The 18,157-nt window shown below is 34.3% G+C and carries 15 protein-coding genes and 10 pseudogenes; 12 read left to right on the forward strand and 13 right to left on the reverse strand.

Annotated features, from left to right (window positions below; genetic code table 11):
- Positions 1-6 precede the first annotated feature (6 nt).
- Complete coding sequence (locus tag ABLO99_RS00270; RefSeq protein ID WP_349967733.1) at positions 7-258, reverse strand: IS3 family transposase; 252 nt, start codon at positions 256-258, stop codon at positions 7-9.
- A 53-nt stretch (positions 259-311) separates the two neighbouring features.
- Between ABLO99_RS00270 and ABLO99_RS00275 the strand changes: the two are divergent.
- A pseudogene (locus ABLO99_RS00275) lies at positions 312-702 on the forward strand (helix-turn-helix domain-containing protein); the annotation flags it as partial.
- Positions 703-817: 115 nt separating this feature from the next.
- Positions 818-1,928: pseudogene (locus ABLO99_RS00280) on the forward strand (IS256 family transposase).
- Between the two features lie 44 nt (positions 1,929-1,972).
- Here ABLO99_RS00280 and ABLO99_RS00285 read toward each other — a convergent pair.
- Together ABLO99_RS00285 and ABLO99_RS00290 are read right to left on the reverse strand one after the other, a co-directional pair.
- Positions 1,973-2,110 (reverse strand): hypothetical protein, encoded by a 138-nt coding sequence (locus tag ABLO99_RS00285; protein ID WP_153295409.1) that lies wholly within the window; start codon positions 2,108-2,110, stop codon positions 1,973-1,975.
- 214 nt (positions 2,111-2,324) lie between these two features.
- A pseudogene (locus ABLO99_RS00290) lies at positions 2,325-3,126 on the reverse strand (transposase family protein).
- Positions 3,127-3,204: 78 nt separating this feature from the next.
- Here ABLO99_RS00290 and ABLO99_RS00295 point away from each other — a divergent pair.
- Positions 3,205-3,340 (forward strand): annotated as a pseudogene (locus ABLO99_RS00295) (IS481 family transposase); the annotation flags it as partial.
- Positions 3,341-3,354: 14 nt separating this feature from the next.
- Here ABLO99_RS00295 and ABLO99_RS00300 read toward each other — a convergent pair.
- The 6 genes and pseudogenes from ABLO99_RS00300 to ABLO99_RS00325 form a co-directional block, all read right to left on the reverse strand.
- Positions 3,355-3,933, reverse strand: a complete 579-nt coding sequence (locus ABLO99_RS00300) for a hypothetical protein (RefSeq protein WP_047759637.1) — start codon at positions 3,931-3,933, stop codon at positions 3,355-3,357.
- Between the two features lie 9 nt (positions 3,934-3,942).
- Entirely contained in the window at positions 3,943-4,092 is a 150-nt protein-coding gene (locus ABLO99_RS00305; protein ID WP_153295653.1) for a hypothetical protein, read from the reverse strand.
- A gap of 46 nt (positions 4,093-4,138) precedes the next feature.
- Positions 4,139-4,285 carry a hypothetical protein gene (locus ABLO99_RS00310; protein WP_349967735.1) on the reverse strand — a complete coding sequence of 49 codons (147 nt, stop codon included), beginning with the start codon at positions 4,283-4,285 and terminating at the stop codon, positions 4,139-4,141.
- Between the two features lie 197 nt (positions 4,286-4,482).
- Positions 4,483-5,136, reverse strand: a pseudogene (gene bioB, locus ABLO99_RS00315) (biotin synthase BioB); the annotation flags it as partial.
- Positions 5,137-5,333: 197 nt separating this feature from the next.
- Positions 5,334-6,611 (reverse strand): annotated as a pseudogene (locus ABLO99_RS00320) (IS4-like element ISWpi18 family transposase).
- A gap of 49 nt (positions 6,612-6,660) precedes the next feature.
- Positions 6,661-7,766, reverse strand: a pseudogene (locus tag ABLO99_RS00325) (integrase core domain-containing protein).
- A gap of 51 nt (positions 7,767-7,817) precedes the next feature.
- Here ABLO99_RS00325 and ABLO99_RS00330 point away from each other — a divergent pair.
- Positions 7,818-8,642 (forward strand): annotated as a pseudogene (locus tag ABLO99_RS00330) (IS4-like element ISWpi18 family transposase); the annotation flags it as partial.
- Positions 8,643-8,780: 138 nt separating this feature from the next.
- Positions 8,781-9,618 (forward strand): annotated as a pseudogene (locus tag ABLO99_RS00335) (IS630 family transposase).
- 55 nt (positions 9,619-9,673) lie between these two features.
- Here ABLO99_RS00335 and ABLO99_RS00340 read toward each other — a convergent pair.
- A protein-coding gene (locus tag ABLO99_RS00340; RefSeq protein ID WP_349967383.1) for an IS5 family transposase occupies positions 9,674-10,506 on the reverse strand; the annotation gives its coding sequence in 2 pieces (ribosomal slippage) (positions 9,674-10,140 and positions 10,140-10,506; 834 coding nt in all).
- Between the two features lie 188 nt (positions 10,507-10,694).
- Between ABLO99_RS00340 and ABLO99_RS00345 the strand changes: the two genes are divergently transcribed.
- The 7 genes from ABLO99_RS00345 to ABLO99_RS00375 all read left to right on the forward strand — a co-directional run bounded on the left by ABLO99_RS00345 (position 10,695) and on the right by ABLO99_RS00375 (position 14,951).
- Positions 10,695-11,552 (forward strand): hypothetical protein, encoded by an 858-nt coding sequence (locus ABLO99_RS00345; RefSeq protein ID WP_349967738.1) that lies wholly within the window; start codon positions 10,695-10,697, stop codon positions 11,550-11,552.
- Positions 11,552-11,887, forward strand: coding sequence for a phage tail protein (locus ABLO99_RS00350; protein WP_349967003.1), 336 nt, complete (start codon positions 11,552-11,554; stop codon positions 11,885-11,887). The genes ABLO99_RS00345 and ABLO99_RS00350 overlap by 1 nt, the downstream gene beginning before the upstream one ends.
- A 26-nt stretch (positions 11,888-11,913) precedes the next feature.
- The gene (locus ABLO99_RS00355; RefSeq protein ID WP_349967001.1) at positions 11,914-12,093 is read left to right on the forward strand and encodes a tail protein X; all 180 of its coding nucleotides are present in this window, start codon (positions 11,914-11,916) and stop codon (positions 12,091-12,093) included.
- On the forward strand, positions 12,090-13,055 hold the full coding sequence (locus ABLO99_RS00360) for a phage late control D family protein (RefSeq protein WP_349966999.1): 966 nt from the start codon (positions 12,090-12,092) through the stop codon (positions 13,053-13,055). Before ABLO99_RS00355 ends, ABLO99_RS00360 begins: the two co-directional genes overlap by 4 nt.
- A gap of 97 nt (positions 13,056-13,152) precedes the next feature.
- Complete coding sequence (locus ABLO99_RS00365) at positions 13,153-13,635, forward strand: ankyrin repeat domain-containing protein (protein ID WP_349966998.1); 483 nt, start codon at positions 13,153-13,155, stop codon at positions 13,633-13,635.
- Positions 13,636-13,776: 141 nt separating this feature from the next.
- Complete coding sequence (locus ABLO99_RS00370) at positions 13,777-14,001, forward strand: hypothetical protein (RefSeq protein ID WP_349967740.1); 225 nt, start codon at positions 13,777-13,779, stop codon at positions 13,999-14,001.
- Between the two features lie 20 nt (positions 14,002-14,021).
- Entirely contained in the window at positions 14,022-14,951 is a 930-nt protein-coding gene (locus ABLO99_RS00375; protein ID WP_349967742.1) for a patatin-like phospholipase family protein, read from the forward strand.
- A gap of 124 nt (positions 14,952-15,075) precedes the next feature.
- Here ABLO99_RS00375 and ABLO99_RS00380 read toward each other — a convergent pair whose 3' ends face one another.
- The 3 genes and pseudogenes from ABLO99_RS00380 to ABLO99_RS00390 all read right to left on the reverse strand — a co-directional run bounded on the left by ABLO99_RS00380 (position 15,076) and on the right by ABLO99_RS00390 (position 18,137).
- Positions 15,076-15,990 carry a helix-turn-helix domain-containing protein gene (locus ABLO99_RS00380; RefSeq protein ID WP_410543674.1) on the reverse strand — a complete coding sequence of 305 codons (915 nt, stop codon included), beginning with the start codon at positions 15,988-15,990 and terminating at the stop codon, positions 15,076-15,078.
- Between the two features lie 32 nt (positions 15,991-16,022).
- Positions 16,023-16,937 (reverse strand): helix-turn-helix transcriptional regulator, encoded by a 915-nt coding sequence (locus tag ABLO99_RS00385; protein WP_349967744.1) that lies wholly within the window; start codon positions 16,935-16,937, stop codon positions 16,023-16,025.
- A gap of 67 nt (positions 16,938-17,004) precedes the next feature.
- Positions 17,005-18,137 (reverse strand): annotated as a pseudogene (locus ABLO99_RS00390) (hypothetical protein).
- Positions 18,138-18,157: the final 20 nt, after the last annotated feature.

Raw genomic sequence — 18,157 nt, forward strand, 5'->3', positions numbered from 1 at the left:
TTTTAGTCACCCTCCTTTCCTTTTTTTTATCGCTTGATTCGCAGCAGGTCTTAAGGAATGCAATGTAGAATGTCTACGCTGTTTGTTATAAAAAATTTCTATGTACTCAAATATAGCAGTTCTAGTTTGCTGAGCAGAGTGTTGCGAAGTATCATCAATAAGAAGCTCCCGTTGAGTGAGCTTTTCAACAACAGAGTTGTCATAACAACAGCCTGTATGCTGGAAATGATGTTTTTTGTGTTCAGCTGTATTAAACAAGACTTACTTTAAAAAAGTAAGTTATAAAATAATAAAAGAAAGGAGTGTTAGATATGAGAAACAAAAATACTAAAACCAAAGTTAGAGAACTAGCAAAGCAATTAGGTAACGTATCACAAGCGTGTAAAGTATTCGCGTGATACATTTTATCGATTTAAAGAGTTATATGAAAATGGGGGAGAAACATGAAATAAGTAAGAAAAAACCCCTATTAGCAAACAGAGTTTCCGAAGATATAGAAAGGGCAGATAGCTACAGAATTTCCAGCATATGGACAACAAAGAGCTGCAAATAAGCTGAGAAAAAGGGATTTCCGAAGGTGGCGTAAGATCTATATGGCTAAGAAACGACATTGAAACATTTAAAAAAAGACTTAAAGCCCTTGAAGCAAAGGTTGCACAAGACAGCATAATTTTAACTGAAGAGCAACTTGCAGCATTAGACCTCTTTCGAAACTCATTTCACCAGCTCGAAATTGTAAATTCCGGGGGAGTGTTAAATAAACTGTGTCAAACCAAGAAATAAAAATATAATTGATATAAAAAAACGGAGGTTTGACATGAGTCAAGTAAATAAAACTACCGGTTTGGTAGATTATAAAGAATTAGAAACCTGTCGTCTATACGAGAAGGAAGACCGTTGACAGGAAAGGAGGGAGCATTAACACCATTTATAAAAAAGCTGCTGGAGGCGAGTCTAGAAGGTGAAATAGAACACCACTTGTCTGGTGAAAGCGAAGAAAATAATCGAAGAAATGGGAAAAACTTTACGTACAACTCATTTGAGTTGTTAACACCTAGAGACAGGGAAGGAAGCTTTGAACCCCAAATAGTTAGAAAAAGACAAACAACAGAACTTGAAGCAAAGGTCTTAAGCACATTTGCCAGTGGCATGGAGATATAGCGTCACATATTGAGGAAATTTACGATCACAAAATATCGGCGGCAGAGATATCAAGTATTACTGACAAACAGTAATCAACGAATGGCGTAGTCGTCCGCTGCAGTCTGTATATCCGATAGTTTTCATGGTTTTTTAAGGAGTTGTGTAAGTAAATGTATGTATAATATATTAGCAAAATGGCAGAAAAGAAGTTTTATTTAGCTGAAAGTGAAGTTCTGGTTGGGAGTACTAAATGATCTCAAAGAGAGAGGAGTGGAAGATATTCTAATTGCATGTGTAGATGGGCTAAAAAGCTTTCCTGCAGCAATAAACGGTGTGTTCCCTAATGCAGAATGTGTATAGTGCATCAGATACGTAACTCACTGAAGTATGTAGCTAGTAAAGAGTTTTTTGAGTGATTTAAAGAAAAGCTTCAAGTAAGGAAATTGCCGAGAATTATCTGTTGGAATTAGATGAAAAATGGGGCACAAAGTACCCTATAATCTTGGCAGAATAATTGGGAAAACCTATCTGGTTATTTTAAGTATTCCGACCCAGTTAGGAGGATAATCTATACTACTAATCCCATAGAGGGGCTACATAGGCAAATTAGGAAATTCACCAAAACCAAGGGCTCATTTACTAGCATAAATGCCTTGTATAAACAGGTATATTGTGCTATAAAGAAAGTGGAGGAGAAATGGACTATGCCTGTACATGATTGGGCATTGACTATATCTCAGCTCGATATTTTCTTTCCCAACAGATTGAAAATTGAGTTGAATTAAAAATTCGGTTTGACACAGTTTATTTAACACTCCCGATCATAACTTTAAATCCTCCTATTAGGTTTAGTTGCTATGATCCCCCCAACAGAACCGTACTTGCGAATTTCCCGCATACGGCTCTTCAGTGTAGCATTCACAGCATCTTTTATTACTGCTATCTGATTTAGTTTTCCTTGCATCATATCCCAACCTCTGTTGTGTTGGTGTAACAATCCCTAACTATACCGCTGATCGCTTCCCCTTGTTTCCCACACTCTGAGTACTATCAATCAGTCCGACTTCCTTTGTATCTTCCGTTAATTCTCGCCTTTGTTGACTTGTTCCAACGTACCTTAAGACCTGCTGCGAATCAAGCGATAAAAAAAAGGAAAGGAGGGTGACTAAAATCAAGGTTAACTAAAAGGAGTGCTTAAGATTCACAATACCAGCAATAATATTGAACCTCAGGTTATATTTTTTCTGAAAATTGCGATAAACATTCGACATAATCTTAAATATCTTTATCTCTCGGATCTTACTTTCTACTCTCATTCTAAATGATGCTAATCTTCTATTATGCTCTTTCTGCTCTGGAGTTAATGGCTTTTTACGATACTTTTTATATAGAATTATAACATTGCTTTGCAATTTTTGCCAACCTTGATATCCAGAATCGGCATATTTTATGCTATCGAGTGGTAGATATTTTTCTTGTTTCCTTATGCGAAAATCGCTCACGATATGACTTTGACACTGATAAAATTCTTCCTCCTTCTTCGATAATAATCTCAGTTTTCATAGTGTTGGTTCTTTTTTTTCCTGAATATCCGTTTTTTACTATCTTCTGGCCTCTGTATTTGCTGTTCTGTAACATCAGCCAGAATTTTCAGTATTTTTTCTGGTGTCATACTTCTATCTTTTGTTATAGTCACTTTTTTGGCGAGTAATGGCTCTATTCTCTTAAGTAACCTACATACATTTGCGTTGTGCACATTGAATAGGCATCCTAAAAATCTATGTGTTATGTAAGTGCGATAGTACAAAATTACACAAAATTTCCAGAGTTGGTAGTTCTACCATGGCACTTTTTCTGTTTTTCAAGCTTTTCCCATCCAGACCTCACTTTTTCCACTACTTTTTCGAACTCCTCTATAGTTAAACCTGTTATATTACGAAAGTTTCTTCGGTGTTTCCTCATATTATAGTAACTAAAGCTCATTTTTTACCTTACTCAATCTGCTGATTCTTCTTCTACCTCTCTCCCATCATTTTTTCAATCACCTTTTGCAGTAGGTCTAATGAGAGCGGACCTCACTCAGGTAAATATTGCTATGGCTATGCAGACTTTTCTTGATAGCAAACACATTGCTTTCCAGAAAAATATTAGTAACATTAAACAAGAGACTGATATTAGTTTTCAATTCTTCTGTTAGTTAATTTATGCCTGTCAGATTAAGTTGTGTCTAGTACACCTATATAGTTCTGTTACTTCATAAGCTGGCATTTCAAACAAGTTGGTCAAAAACCATATTTCATTTCCTGTCTTGTTTCGCATTTTTATTAAACGTAGGTCATGCTTTTCTGCTACTTTACTTTTTGCTTGATAGAGATTTACTGTTATATCTTCCAAAATTTCTGATCCATCTGGTTGTTGCTTTTGAGCAATTCCATTCTTTCGTATAATGTCATACCTTCTTTTTAGGTGAATTCTTGTAATAAATTTATATTTCTTTTCATCAAACTCAACGAAAGTTCCAGTTTTTGCAATTCCCCTATCAAATAATAAAATACCCTCTTTTTCAACTTTAGCTTCATTAATTGCTCTTACCAATGCTATATCTTCGCTACCTTCTTCTTGCCCTTTACAAAATCTTATGCTTGTCGGTAATTGCTCCTTTAATCCAACACTGACTTTCACTTGACTGTCATCACCTACTTTTAACCCATCTTTTATAAGATAACCTGATAAATTTATGATTAAATCTATGTAAGTTATTAGATGTTTTTTTAGGTAATAATTTTTCAACTTTATTTACTAAATCGATATATATCCCTTTAAAATAATCAGAACTTTTAACCTTTTCGATAAGCCACTGTATGTTACTGTACTTTCATCATCATTTTTATCTATTATACATCTGTTTATTACCATTTCTAGCGCTCTTAGGCTTGTTTTCTGCCCCATTAATATTAGCTTCATTAGACCTTTAAATATAATTTTGCCCAATAGTTTAGTTATCTACCTCACTTATTTTTCCCAATCTTTCTAGGTCCTCATCTTTTATTAATTTTAGTATTACTTCTATTTGATCTATTATTACCTCCGTTTTTTTTTGTAATAATAGCTCTTTATATCCTTTCAGTACCACTTTCAACACTTATGGTGGGGAGAGGTGACTTTCTCCACTTAGATAACACTGCCCTTGGTTTTGAGCGCTGGAAATAGTTGAGTTATTTAATTTATTAATAATACATGTTGTTAAGTCAATAACGATTCATCCGAGGATGGAAAGAAAATTTGAGGCAAATTTGTAGTAAAAATAGATCTTTTTTTTCTGTCAATGCAGAAATTCCTTTAATGTTCTATGTGTAATTTTTGTAGTCCCAATCTTTGAAATAGACGATTGTCTTGTTCAGGTACTTGATTTTGAGTTGTAAGTAGCTTTTCACCGTAAAAAATTGAATTAGCGCCAGCAAGGAAGCACAGTGCTTGCAATTCATCTGACATTTTTTCTCGCCCAGCTGATAAACGTACATAAGATTTTGGCATCATAATTCTGGCTATTGCAATAGTACGAACAAAATCAAATGGATCAACATCAGCCACATTCTCAAGAGGAGTTCCAGGAATTTTTATTAGCATATTAATTGGTACTGATTCTGGAGGCTCATCCAAGTTAGCAAGAAGAACTAACATTTTTATTCGATCTTCATTAGTTTCACCCATGCCAAGAATGCCGCCACAGCAGAACTTAATTCCAGATGCGCGCACGTACTCTAATGTCTTCAAGCGATCTTGAAAAGTACGTGTAGTTATGACCTTATTATAATATTCTTCAGATGTGTCAATATTATGATTATAAAAGTCTAAACCAGCTCCCTTTAGCATATTAGCTTGATAAGCTTTTAACAACCCAAGAGTCACACACGTTTCAAGACCCAATTTTTTCACTTCTCTAATCATTTCGCAAACAACTTTTAAATCATGATCACGTGGACCACGCCAAGCTCACTGCCATTAAGTTAAGGGAAAGAGAAGTTAAGATTGGACAAAAAATTTGAAGTGATTGATAATTATGGTAAATACTAGGGTGAATTTTTAAGAAAAGAGAGTCTGAAAAGTGCAAGTTATTTAAAAAAGTAATAATTGCAGGTTATTTTGCAAAGAATGTACTAATGCAATGATACTGAAAAGATATCTTGAATTTAAAACACATGTTTTCTAGCTCTTTTCTGGTAGTTGAGTGAACGAATATCAGATATCTTATGACGATCAACTCTTCTCCCTTTTCTTACCACTAAAGTGTTCATCAAAAATAACTGTGATAGTCGATCCATAATGCAGTCTATGTCTGACTCTGTAGAAAAAATATCAAAGGCTAAGTTTTTAATCGCATTAAATGAGACAGATTTATTGATGCTTTTTTTTAGTTTACTATTCTGTGCGCTCAACGTCTCTTCATCATCTTCTATCATGATACTTTCTAGATTACTGATGAAGATAGTTGACCAAAAATCCTACTTGATAGTTTCAATACTTTTTCCTGTGAAATTCTCTAAATTTAATCTTCCCTTCAGCCTAGAAAAAAATGTTTCTACTCCCCAGCGCAAGTAATATAATCTCTCAAACTCTTCGACTGTAAAACTTTGCTCATCTAACAGAGATGTTACTAACACTTCAACTTCTCCAGAAGAAAGTATTATTTTGACTAACCTGAATTTCATCTCATCAGGTAATCCTAGCTTTCGTAGCTGTCTTGCTACTTTAATAGGTGCGGTAGACACTACCACCATACTAGATGGGCTTTCCGGCTTAAACATAGCGTTTATTTCATTGAAAGACGAACTTGGACAGCGAATTATATAATTGATTTTCCTTCCTGTAAGCTCAGCAAGAAATCGATAAGATACGTATCCTCTATCACAGATTAACAAATCGTCTGATTTTATGGATTCAAGCATACCGATCGCTAAATCAACCTCATAGCTGTCACCTCTACTTAGCACAGATTTTATTGCAATATTATTTAGCACATCGTAGCAAACTTCAAAGGTTGCACTTGTATAGTCTTCAAATCTCTGGATTCCATTCCATACTGCTCTTGAGCCAAACTCGCCTATTATTTTGTCGCTCTTTGGCAGAATCAGTATTGAAGCATCAAATGCAAGTACTCTGAAGCCATGGTGGGTTTTAAATTCCTGATCTTGGTAGTATAGGGAAACTATATCATCATTTAACTCTGAAAACGCAGTATGCTTTAGCTTCTTTCTTGCTTGAGTAAATGCACTTGCCGTAATTGTGTAATCTTTTCTTGTATGCAGAACAAACTCATTAAGCATTACTTGTAATGACTTTACACTCTTTCTAAAAATCAGGAGAAATACATTAATGAAGGGCAGCTTTCTTTTTCGTGAGAAGTCTTTTGAGGATGCTCTGTGTGCGTTTATAAAGTTTAAACTCATCAATTTATTTTTTATAAACATGATTATTCTTTTTTTTACTCATGTCATTACTTCTTTTAATTTGTGGATCTTACCTGATTTTACAATACAGTCCATCACTTTCCCTTAACTTAATGTGTAATAGTTTAGACTTGATCTGACAGGCATGAATTATCTGACAGAAGAATTGAAAACCGATATCAGCATCCTGTTTAATGCTATCAATATTTTTCTGATAAGCAATATGCATACTATCAAAAAAGGTTTGCATAGCCATAGCAATATTTACCTGAATGTGGTCTAGATCTATTGTAAGAATGCACCCAATGGTCTACGTCTAACTGAAGTTCTGCCAAAGAGGTGTAAATTTTCTTTCTAAAGATAATATTGTAACATTCATCTTCTGTGGAACCTTTCACATATGCCATTAGTCTGTGGAGTTGGTTCGAGAATGATCAATATTTTCTACCCCTAAATATAGCTGTGATTTTCAGGTTTGCCACAATACTCTGTACCACGATCCGTCAAAACACGTAGCAATCTGTTCATCAAAGAACGGTACTACCCTATCATTAAGAAGATCTGCAGCTGTGATAGCAGTCCTTTCTGTGTAAAGCTTAGCAAAAGCAACTCTGGAATAGGTATCAACAAAGGTTTGCTGGTAAATTCGTCCAATACCTTTGATATTACCAACATAATAACTGTCTTGGCTACCTAAGTATCCTGGATGCTCTGTTTCAATTTCTCCATGGGCCTCTTTTTCTTCCTTAGCCTTTTCTAGAGCTGTTATCTGTTCTTCTGTTAAAATGATACCATCCTGAGCTACTTTTGCTTCTAATGCCTTTAACCTCTTTTTAAAGTTTTCAAGATCGTTTCTTTGCCACACTGATCTTATTCCACTTGCAGAGATCTCTCTTTTTCAGTTCGTTTGCTGCTCTTTCTTGTCCGTATACTGGAAACTCTATTGCTATTTCAACTACTGCTTTTTCTATATCCTCCGACACTCTATTTGCATACAATGGCTTGCTTTTGCTTATCTCGTGTAAAGCCTCTTCTCCTCCTGTTTCATACAGTTCTTTGAAGCGGTAAAATGTATCCCTTGAATATCCCATACGCCTGTGATACATTTCCTAATTGCTTTGCAAGTTCTAGCAATCCTAACTTTGGTTTTAGTATTTTTTCTTGTGTTGTACTCATATCTGACACTCCTTTAAAATTTGTTTGTATTTTTATCTTACTTTATTAACCTGTCAGATCAAATCTAAACTATTACAGCTAAGTAGAGGTGACAGCTATGAGGTTGATTTAGCGATCGGTATGCTTGAATCCATAAAATCAGACGATTTGTTAATCTGTGATAGAGGATACGTATCTTATCGATTTCTTGCTGAGCTTACAGGAAGGAAAATCAATTATATAATTCGCTGTCCAAGTTCGTCTTTCAATGAAATAAACGCTATGTTTAAGCCGGAAAGCCCATCTAGTATGGTGGTAGTGTCTACCGCACCTATTAAAGTAGCAAGACAGCTACGAAAGCTAGGATTACCTGATGAGATGAAATTCAGGTTAGTCAAAATAATACTTTCTTCTGGAGAAGTTGAAGTGTTAGTAACATCTCTGTTAGATGAGCAAAGTTTTACAGTCGAAGAGTTTGAGAGATTATATTACTTGCGCTGGGGAGTAGAAACATTTTTTTCTAGGCTGAAGGGAAGATTAAATTTAGAGAATTTCACAGGAAAAAGTATTGAAACTATCAAGCAGGATTTTTGGTCAACTATCTTCATCAGTAATCTAGAAAGTATCATGATAGAAGATGATGAAGAGACATTGAGCGCACAGAATAGTAAACTAAAAAAAAGCATCAATAAATCTGTCTCATTTAATGCGATTAAAAACTTAGCCTTTGATATTTTTTCTACAGAGTCAGACATAGACTGCATTATGGATCGACTATCACAGTTATTTTTGATGAACACTTTAGTGGTAAGAAAAGGGAGAAGAGTTGATCGTCATAAGATATCTGATATTCGTTCACTCAACTACCAGAAAAGAGCTAGAAAACATGTGTTTTAAATTCAAGATATCTTTTCAGTATCATTGCATTAGTACATTCTTTGCAAAATAACCTGCAATTATTACTTTTTTAAATATAGCTCTTTTCATAATAGTACAAACGAGGTAAAATAAGATTTTATAGTAGTGAAGGTAAGTATGCCAGCAGCATATAGTTATGATTTAAGAAAAAAAGCAATGGAATCACTAGAAGAAGGATAAAGCAGAGAAGCAGTGGCAGCAAGATTTAAAATTGGAAGAACTACGTTATGGGAGTGGCAGCAAAGAAAAAAAGAAACAGGAGATTTTCAGTCAAAAAAACTTGGAAATGGAGGTTATAATCACAAAATTACTGACTGGAATAAATTTACTGAATTTGCTAAAAAATATGGTGGAAAAACTCTATCGGAAATGGCTAAGCTTTGGAGCAATGTTAGTATCCCAACGATTCATCGAGCTCTTAAAAAAATTGGACTCACACGCAAAAAAAGACATATGGATACAAAGAAAGGGACGAAGAAAAACGCGCTGAATTTTTGAAAATTATAGCAACAAAAGAACCTCAAAACTTAGTTTATATAGATGAGTCTGGCATTGATAACACCGAGGACTACCCTTATGGATATTGCCAGAAGGGACAGAGGTTTTATGCTCTAAAATCTGGTAAAAAAATTCAACGAATCAGTATGATTGCAGCCTTAAACGGCAGAAAAATAGTTGTTCCGTTAACATTTGAAGGCCACTGTAATATGTTAATAAATGGTTTGAGCAGTTTTTGACACCGATCTGGACAAACTTTGATAATGCTACTTTTCATAAGTCTAATAAGATTACTGAATTTGCTAAAGGAGTTGGCGCAGAAATTTTATATCTACCGCCTTATTCTCCCGATTTTAACAAAATTGAGCATCATTGGTTTGCTATAAAAAACAGAGCTAGGAAAAACATCCCTCTATTCACATCTTTTCGTCATGCTGTTGATTCCGCTTTTCTATAAGCTTTTCGGACTATTATGAAAAGAGCTATAAGAGGTTGTCCACAAACCATTAAATTCAAGCATATTCCCTACTTAACATAACTTTACTCATAGCCAGATATATGAAACTTTCAGTAGATGTTGTAAGTAAATCGTACTCCTTTGATAGCCTTCTATTTCTATTGATCCAAGCAAAAGTCCTCTCTACCACCCACCTTCTCGGTTGTACTGCAAATCCAGGATCCCGTTGTGGCAATAGTTCTGGTGGTGTATCTTTATGCACCCAAAACCTACATGGAGGTCTTTTCACAATTTCAATATCTATCCCATGTTCTTCCTCTATATGGGTTTTTAAATCTTTTCCTTGGTACCCCATATCAGCCCACATTTTCTTAATATTGCTGTATTTTTCTTTCATATTGTCCAATACCATCTTCACCCCATCTCTGTCATTTTCGCTTGCAGCTCCTACATAGCAACCAAGCACAAATCCTTGAGTATCTGTGATTATATGTCTTTTTCTCCCATTTACTTTTTTTGCACCATCATAACCTTTGACCCCCCTTTTTCCGTGATTTTTACCGATTGACTATCCACTATGCATGCGCTTGGCTCCTCACTTCTTCCCATTTTTGACCTACTATATTTAGTGATATCATAGTTCACTTTCTCAAAAATCCTCTGCTTTTTCCATCTTCTAAACTGTTCATGCACAGCCTTCCACAACGGAAAATCGTGTGGTAAATTGCGCCATTGACATCCTGTGCGCAGTACATAAAGAATTGCATTCAGTATCTCACACTTACTGTATTTTGGCGGCCTTCCTCCTTTCTTATACGATACCCTGAAGTGTTTTTCTATTCGGGACCATTCCCTTTTACTTAAATCTGTTGGATATTTTTTCCTCATCTCTTACCTCAATATTCTGCCTTTATATACTACTTATTTCTTGATTTGTGGACAACCTCTAACTTGCACTTTTCAGACTCCCTTTTCTTAAAAATTCACCCTAGTATTTACCATAATTATCAATCGCTTCAAATTTTTTGTCCAATCTTAACTTCTCTTTCCCTTAACTTAATGGCAGTGAAGTTGGTATGAACCTGGGCTCAGTGATGCTGCCTACTTTAAAATCTATAGCTGAATTTTTACAAGAAAAAACTAGATATATAGCAGAGTTTGCAGAAAAATATCCAACTTTAACTACGGCAATCATGAGTACTTTAGCAGCTTTGATAAGTTTGAAAGTCTTAGTAGTGGGATTAGGCTATGGAATTACTTTATTAGGAAGTACAATTTTTGGTCTTAAAGCAACAATACTGACAACATTTTCATCTTTATCAAGTATAGTTTTTCCTGCAGTAATAACAGGGCTAAGAGCAATAACACTCGCTGTAATGACTAACCCAATTGGACTTTTAATAGCGAGTCTTGTTGCTGGTGCAGCTTATGTTCTAACTAACTGGCAAAAAGTGAAAGACTTTTTCTCTAGCTTTTGGAAATCACTCATTGAACCTATAGGAAAAGCTTTTTCATGGATGGGAAATACAGTTAGTAGCATATTTGCTGAGAATAGCCCGATTAGAAAATTTGAAAGCAATGGAAATGTTGTTAATGAGCTTTCTAAAAATAGCATTTTCAGTAACGGAAACCCATTGACAAGTAATAGTGCTATTAAACAATTTTCAGAAAATAGTAAAGGCAATTTTGAGAGTTTTAAAGTTAAAGGTGTTATAGAAGAAAAAAGAGCTATAGAACAAGAAGAAGTTGAGAAAGCATTCAAGAAAAGTAGATGTGAAAATAGCGAATCGAAAGTATATAACCAAGCATTCTATCAAACGTTTAATATCAACATTAAATCTGAAGATGTGCGCAGTGTTGCTGATGCAGTAATAGAACGATTTAGAGAACAAGCACGTGGGGCACTTTTTGATATAGTTGAAGAGTTACATTGATGTTGCTTGGAAAATGTAAGCAACCAATAAGCCTAAGATACAGTAAAGAAAAAAGGTGGTATACAATTGAATGTATTGAAAAAACGTTGCTACAAAACATTGGCTCAGGAATTGAATGTATTGATCTGACAGGAGTGATTTATCCACGTTATCAGAGTAATGGCTTAGAACAGCTAAAAAATATACGTGATACTCAAGTTCTAGTTGATAATTCAGGAAATGTGCTTGGAGATTTTGTCATTACTAATGTAGAAGAAAAACAGATATTATTTTTTCCTGATGGAAAACCAAGAAAAATTGAGTTTATTTTGAAGTTAAAAAGTTACAATAAATGATTTATTATTACACCAAAAAAAACGAAATGTTAGATCTGATTTGCTGGAAACATTATGGATACAGTAGTGGAGCAGTGGAGGAAGTATTGCTTGAAAATCCAGGCCTTGCAAAATACGGAAGCTTTTTGCCCGCTGGATTAAAAATTAAGCTTCCTAAAATTCAGAGAATATTGAAAGAATCTGTTATAAATATTTTAGATGAATGACACCAGATTTTGATATAGTAGCAAAAAATAACCCAGTAACAGAGGTTTTAAAAAAGAGTTTAATATTACTACGTGTCACTGATGGATCAGGTACTACAAGTGACGAAGCTGAGATATGTATTAATTATAGCTCTAGCGCTTTAGAACTTAAGGGCAATTTACAGGTTTTTCTAGGATATAAAGAAACAGGTTTATTACCTATGGGGGTATATAAGGCAAATCAAATTACAATACAAAGTCCACCACAAACTTTAAGAATAAAATGTGACGCTGCAAGTTTAAGAGGATCATTAAAGGAAAGAAAATCAAAGGAATGGAAAGACATTACCTTGGGAGATTTGATTAAAGAAATAGCACAAGAACATGGGTATGAAGGTAAAGTCGCTGAAAGATTTGAAAATATATTTATACCACATACCATTCAAGCAGATGAAAGCGACATGAGTTTTTTGGAAGGATTAGGCAAAAAATATGATGCACTAGTAAAACCAGCAGGAGGATATATAATTTTTATTCCGAAGGGAGAAGCAAGATCAGCGACTGGAAAGATGTTAGGTACAACAGTATTGACACCTAAAGATATTATAAATTGGGAGGTAAATTTTAATGTGCGTAACAAATATGGATCTGTTATTGCAAAATGGCACAGTTATGAGAAGGGAGAAACTATAGAAGAGAAAGTGGGAAATGAGAGTCCAAGTTATACCCTGCAAACGCTTTACTCTACCGCAGAATCAGCAATTAGTGCAGCAGCAGCTAAGTTAAAACAACTAAAACGTAGTACATCAAATTTAAATGTAACTGTTCCTGGTAATCCAGAATTATTTGCAGAAGCTAAGATCAGTCTTTCAGGATTTTGTCAGGAAATTGAAGGCGAATGGGTAATCAGCAGGGCAGAACATATTCTGAATAATAGAGGATATCAAACTATAGTAGAGGCAAAAGTGAGCAAAGCTATTTAAATGAAACTTAAGCAAATGATTATTTAATTCTAAAAAAATGTTAGACATGAACAAAATAAGTAAGAACATAAAGAATAAGATAAATTTTCTATGGCTTATGATAACAATTATATGTGTTGTTGTTACATGTTGCTATACAAAGAGTAAAGCTGTGAGTAATTATAAAACAGTACTACAAATTGCTTCTGAAAATTGTAACTTAGAGGTTGTAAAACTTTTGGTAGAAAATCTATTAGATGTTAATGTGCAGGTTCCTAAATTAACAGCATTACATTATGCTTCAGAGGCAGGTTGTTTAGAAGTTGTGGATTTTCTAGTACAAAAAGGAGCTGATATAGGCGCTTCTGGGGGGTGTGAGGGATGGACACCGCTGCATTATGCTGCAGATCAAGGACGTTTGGAAATTGTTAAATTTTTATTAGACAAAGGAGCAGATCCTAGTGCTGTAGCTAAAGATGGAAGAACACCTAGAAGCATGGCTGTAATATCAGAAGAACGTAATAAAGATAAAAACAAGCAATACAGAGAAGTAATAAAACTACTTTCCAATGCAGAAGGCTCGCTCAAAAATAGCAAATAAAATCAAAGATATATTGGAGTCATAAGGATCTGCAGAAGAGCAATACGAATTCAAATAGTGACTACCACAGCAAAATATAGAAACTGAACATATTTCTTCTTTTATCAGTAATTTGCAATTACTTTATAATCAGTAAAAAATATGCTAAAAAAAATCCCAATTACAGTAATTATTACCATATTAATCCAAACCGTAGCATTGATATGGTGGTTATCCAAGCTAGACTCAAGGGTACAATTTCACGATAAACTTATTGAATATGGTTTAATGGAAAAAGTATTAGTACTTGAGGAAAGGGTAAAAAATCTTTCTGAAGAATTAGATGAGTTTAAATTGCAGGTTTTAAGCGGAAAAATTAAATCTTAATACCTTTACCTAAACTTACAATGATTAAATACATTTTATCCGTTGATGGAGGTGGTATTAGAGGCATCATACCAGCCATTATTCTAGCAGAAATAGAGCAAAGGACAAGGAAACCGATAGCTGAAATCTTTGATCTTATGGCAGGGACCTCAACCGGTGGAATTGTTATAGCAGGATTATGTAAAAAAGATAAACAAGGAAACCCTCAATATTCAGCCAATGATTTAGTCGAGCTTTACCAAAAATACGGGTCATATATTTTTAAATCTTCATTTTTGAGAAGATCAATATTTTCTTGGCTTAATTGCGCACAATACCCACATAAAAATATTGAATTTGTACTGGATAAATATTTTGGCGATGATATCCTTAAAAACACTTTAAGTAATGTGTTGATTACGAGTTACGATATTCACAATAACTGCCCATTTTTCTTCAAAAGCTGGAAAGAGGATAGAAATTTTATTAAATTAAGGGATGTATTAAGAGCAGCAACTGCAGCACCTACTTACTTTGCACCTAAATATCTTAAAATTAACCACAAGGAAATGGTATTAGTGGATGGCGGGGTATTTGCCAATAATCCAGCTGCTTGTGCATATGCAAGTGGTAAGAAATTGTTTCCAAATGATGAGATTATACTGTTATCACTAGGTACTGGTAGAACAGATAGAAGCATAGAGTATGCCAATTCAAAGAGATTTGGAAAGATAGGTTGGATAAAACCACTACTACATGTGATGTTTGCTTCCAGTTTAGATGCAGTAAACTACCAACTCAATCAAGTTATAGCTGATAAATATATACGTATACAATCACAATTGAAAATAGCATCACCTGACATGGATAATATTACATCAAAAAATATCAAATCTCTTCAGCAAGAGGCAAAGGCAATGATAGAGGACAATCAGAAAGTGATAGAGAAATTTTGTGATGTTATATCTTGATAAGTAGAGATGCCAAATTCTGCAGAGCTAAACAAGTTTTTAGAATAGACATATTAAATATATAATTATTTTCACTTACATCTTAATATAATATTTCTCAGTACCCAACTATCTTTAACACAATTCAATTTTCACACTCATCAGCAGTTAGGCCACTTGCTCGCAAAATAACATCAGTAGAAACACCCGCCTTCACTAGATTTTTTGCAACCTTGATTTTTTCTGTTTTTTTAACTTTTTCCTTGCCATTTTTCATATCTTCAGATAAAAATTTGACTAATGCATCTAATGATTCTTGTTCTCTGTACTCATTTATTAAACTCAATAGCTTTTTGCTTTCTCTTGTTTTAGGTAGCAGAACTTTAATATTCACTGATAATTGTTCTGCTATTTGATATAATTTGTCAAATGATATGGCAGTATATCCTTTTTCATACTCGTGTATTTCCTTGAGTGTTACACCAACTTTGTTTGCTAAATCTTCCTGAGTATACCTTCTTATCAACCTCCATTCTCTTATTCTTTGCCCTACTCTGTAATATATAGAATCAGTGCAGATTTCTCTCTCTGTATTATCATACTCGTGAATAGATAAGCCGGTTGCTTGGGAAATTATGTCAATTGACACTCCTTCTTTAACTAGATTTTTTGCTACCTCTAATCTTGCCTCTTCTTGATTAATTTTTTCACTAATATGAACAAACCTGACTAATGAAGGTACTATTTTGCCTAACTTTTGATTCTCGTATATTTTTGTTAGATAGAGTATTTCCTCGTCTTCATCTTCATACTCTCTTACTGTTATTGGTTTGGGTAATAGATCTACAACATTAACTGACAACACTCTTGCTATTACATATAGTACTTCAATTGGAATAGCGCTATAGCCACTTTCATAGCTGTTTACTTCTTGGTATGTTAAACCTATTTTACTTGCTAATCCTATTTGAGTATGCCCTCGCATTAACCTACAATTTTCTATTCTTTGCCCTATTCTATAGCTAACATTGCTTGCAGAAACAAACACATATACCTCCATTTAAAACTTTATTGCTATAATTTTTTCATGAGCTACCCATCTAGAACTACATCAACAGGTAAACCTACCGCTTGTAAAATAATATCAATAGAAATTCCACCTTTTACTAGATCCTTTGCAACTTTAATCCTTTCTATCTCTCTCACTTTCTCCTCACAAATCCGTATCCCTTCAAACAAAGATTTTATTAATGCATTACGTAGTTCTTGGCTCTCAATTTCTTTGTATTCTTTAATCAAATCAGGTAGCTCATTTTCTATCTCATCTCCTGTTAGTTCAAGTAGGTCCATGATATTAATTGATAACACCTTTGCTATTCCATATAATTTATCAAGTGGAACAGAAGTCCTTCCTTGTTCATAGTTGCTTATTTCGTGACGTGTTGTATTCATTTTCTCTGCTAAATCTTTTTGAGCATACTCTCTCACTATCCTCCATTCTTTTATCTTCTTTCCTATTTGGCAGTGTATAGAACCAACTTTTTCTTCAATACATTCATCAGCAGAGAGGCCAATTGCTTGTGAAACAATATCAACAGAAATTCCTGCTTTAACCAGACCCTTTGCAATTTTTATTTTTTCCGATTTTCTACTACTTTTTTCACTGACTTGGACAAATTTGGTTAGCAAACAAAACATTCTACGTAACTCATGATCGTTAATCTTTTTATATTCTCTTACTAGATTTAATATTTCCTCTCCGTCATCTTCAAAACAGATTTTTGATACAGGAATGAGATCCGTAATACTGATTGATAGTGCCTCAGCTATAGCATATAACCTTTCAATTGAAATTCTACGGTTTCCTTTCTCATATTGCAGTATCACCCAATACTTTACACCAATTTTCTCAGCTAAATCTTTCTGAGTATACCCCCTCTCTAACCTCCAACTTTTCACTTTTTGCCCTACTTCATAGTCTAGACTTCTTTCCACGAAAAGAACCATACATATAATATTTTCTACTATAGCTCAAAGGCTCCAGATATAATAGCCAGACTCTGGAACCTTTAAATTAAAGTGCCCTACAAGTTTCTTTACTATTTTCACGTACTTTGTCTGCCCATGAAAACAATTTTTCACTTACTTCCTTCTGCTTTTCACTCCATATGCCACATCTAGTGAAACTACCTCTTTCTACCGCTTCTTTAAGTTTCACTCCCCCAAAAAGGCAGTTTTTTCCTATTTCTTCTCCTCTTTGTTGTAATTCAGCCCACATTTCCTTGTTTTCTACTCTCACTTGTACTTGATCATATTTTTTTACATCTTGGTACAATATAATATTTAGCTTACCAAGGCTTGTAGGAAATTCTAACATGACAGAGCTGCCATCTGACATATCGGTATAGTTTCTTATATCTCCTTTCTCGCTTTTAACCTCTACTGCATTATTACCCATTCTTAAAATTAAACCTCTGTTTAGACCTGTACCTTCTAATACTTTGGAAGCTTCTACCTTGCTATCCTTAGAAAATTCCATATACGATGTTGTATTATCTATTTCCACATCTATTAAAGTTCCTTTCTGAACAGCACTTTCGCCAGCTTTTCTCAGTTCTCCAAGTTTCTTGTCTATTTGTGGTTGTACCTCTGATTGCAATTCCTTGTAGATTTCATCTATCAGTTTATTCTGCAGTAGCGTATCATGAAACTCTGCACCACTTAGCATTAATTTACGTATTAGCTTTTTTCGATCACCTTTTTCTAATCTGTGAAAATGTGTACCCAATACTACATACTCTGCAATACTCCATTCTCCCTCATTACATGCATTTAGCCTTGCTCCAGCAGCTAGTGCTTCGTCTACAGCCTTGTGCAGTTCATTTGAACTTTTTGCTCTTACCACAGCACTCTTAAACCAGCTCAACTTTTCTGTATTTGGCTTTATTTTTTTAAAGCTGAAGTAAACGGATTTAAATCTTCTGCTTGATCGCTTACAGGTTTTGTGCCATATATGTAGTCAAATCCTTTCCCGTAGTTGATTTTGTTTTCGCGAATGTTTCTGCTAGGGGAAGTCTCCCGGTTTATCTCCTTCTGGTTATTAATTTTACTCACAAATTTAGACTGCTCTATATCAACGCTTTCAAGAGCACCAAATATTTTCTTGTGATTAACATTAGTCTTTTTATTCTGATCTTTACTAGTCATATAAACCTCATATTAAAAAT

Origin of the sequence: Wolbachia endosymbiont of Armadillidium arcangelii, assembly GCF_040207875.1 — a bacterium.
Taxonomy (GTDB): domain Bacteria; phylum Pseudomonadota; class Alphaproteobacteria; order Rickettsiales; family Anaplasmataceae; genus Wolbachia.

What these genes read in the sequence shown, in the direction of transcription:
- ABLO99_RS00370 (WP_349967740.1), top strand. Translation starts at nt 13,777, where the DNA reads ATGCTAAAAAAAATCCCAATTACAGTAATTATTACCATATTAATCCAA.
- ABLO99_RS00350 (WP_349967003.1), top strand. Translation starts at nt 11,552, where the DNA reads ATGTTGCTTGGAAAATGTAAGCAACCAATAAGCCTAAGATACAGTAAA.
- ABLO99_RS00305 (WP_153295653.1), bottom strand. Translation starts at nt 4,092, where the DNA reads ATGGGGCAGAAAACAAGCCTAAGAGCGCTAGAAATGGTAATAAACAGA.
- ABLO99_RS00375 (WP_349967742.1), top strand. Translation starts at nt 14,022, where the DNA reads ATGATTAAATACATTTTATCCGTTGATGGAGGTGGTATTAGAGGCATC.
- ABLO99_RS00360 (WP_349966999.1), top strand. Translation starts at nt 12,090, where the DNA reads ATGACACCAGATTTTGATATAGTAGCAAAAAATAACCCAGTAACAGAG.
- ABLO99_RS00365 (WP_349966998.1), top strand. Translation starts at nt 13,153, where the DNA reads ATGATAACAATTATATGTGTTGTTGTTACATGTTGCTATACAAAGAGT.
- ABLO99_RS00385 (WP_349967744.1), bottom strand. Translation starts at nt 16,937, where the DNA reads ATGGTTCTTTTCGTGGAAAGAAGTCTAGACTATGAAGTAGGGCAAAAA.
- ABLO99_RS00345 (WP_349967738.1), top strand. Translation starts at nt 10,695, where the DNA reads ATGAACCTGGGCTCAGTGATGCTGCCTACTTTAAAATCTATAGCTGAA.
- ABLO99_RS00355 (WP_349967001.1), top strand. Translation starts at nt 11,914, where the DNA reads ATGTTAGATCTGATTTGCTGGAAACATTATGGATACAGTAGTGGAGCA.
- ABLO99_RS00285 (WP_153295409.1), bottom strand. Translation starts at nt 2,110, where the DNA reads ATGATGCAAGGAAAACTAAATCAGATAGCAGTAATAAAAGATGCTGTG.
- ABLO99_RS00380 (WP_410543674.1), bottom strand. Translation starts at nt 15,990, where the DNA reads ATGGAGGTATATGTGTTTGTTTCTGCAAGCAATGTTAGCTATAGAATA.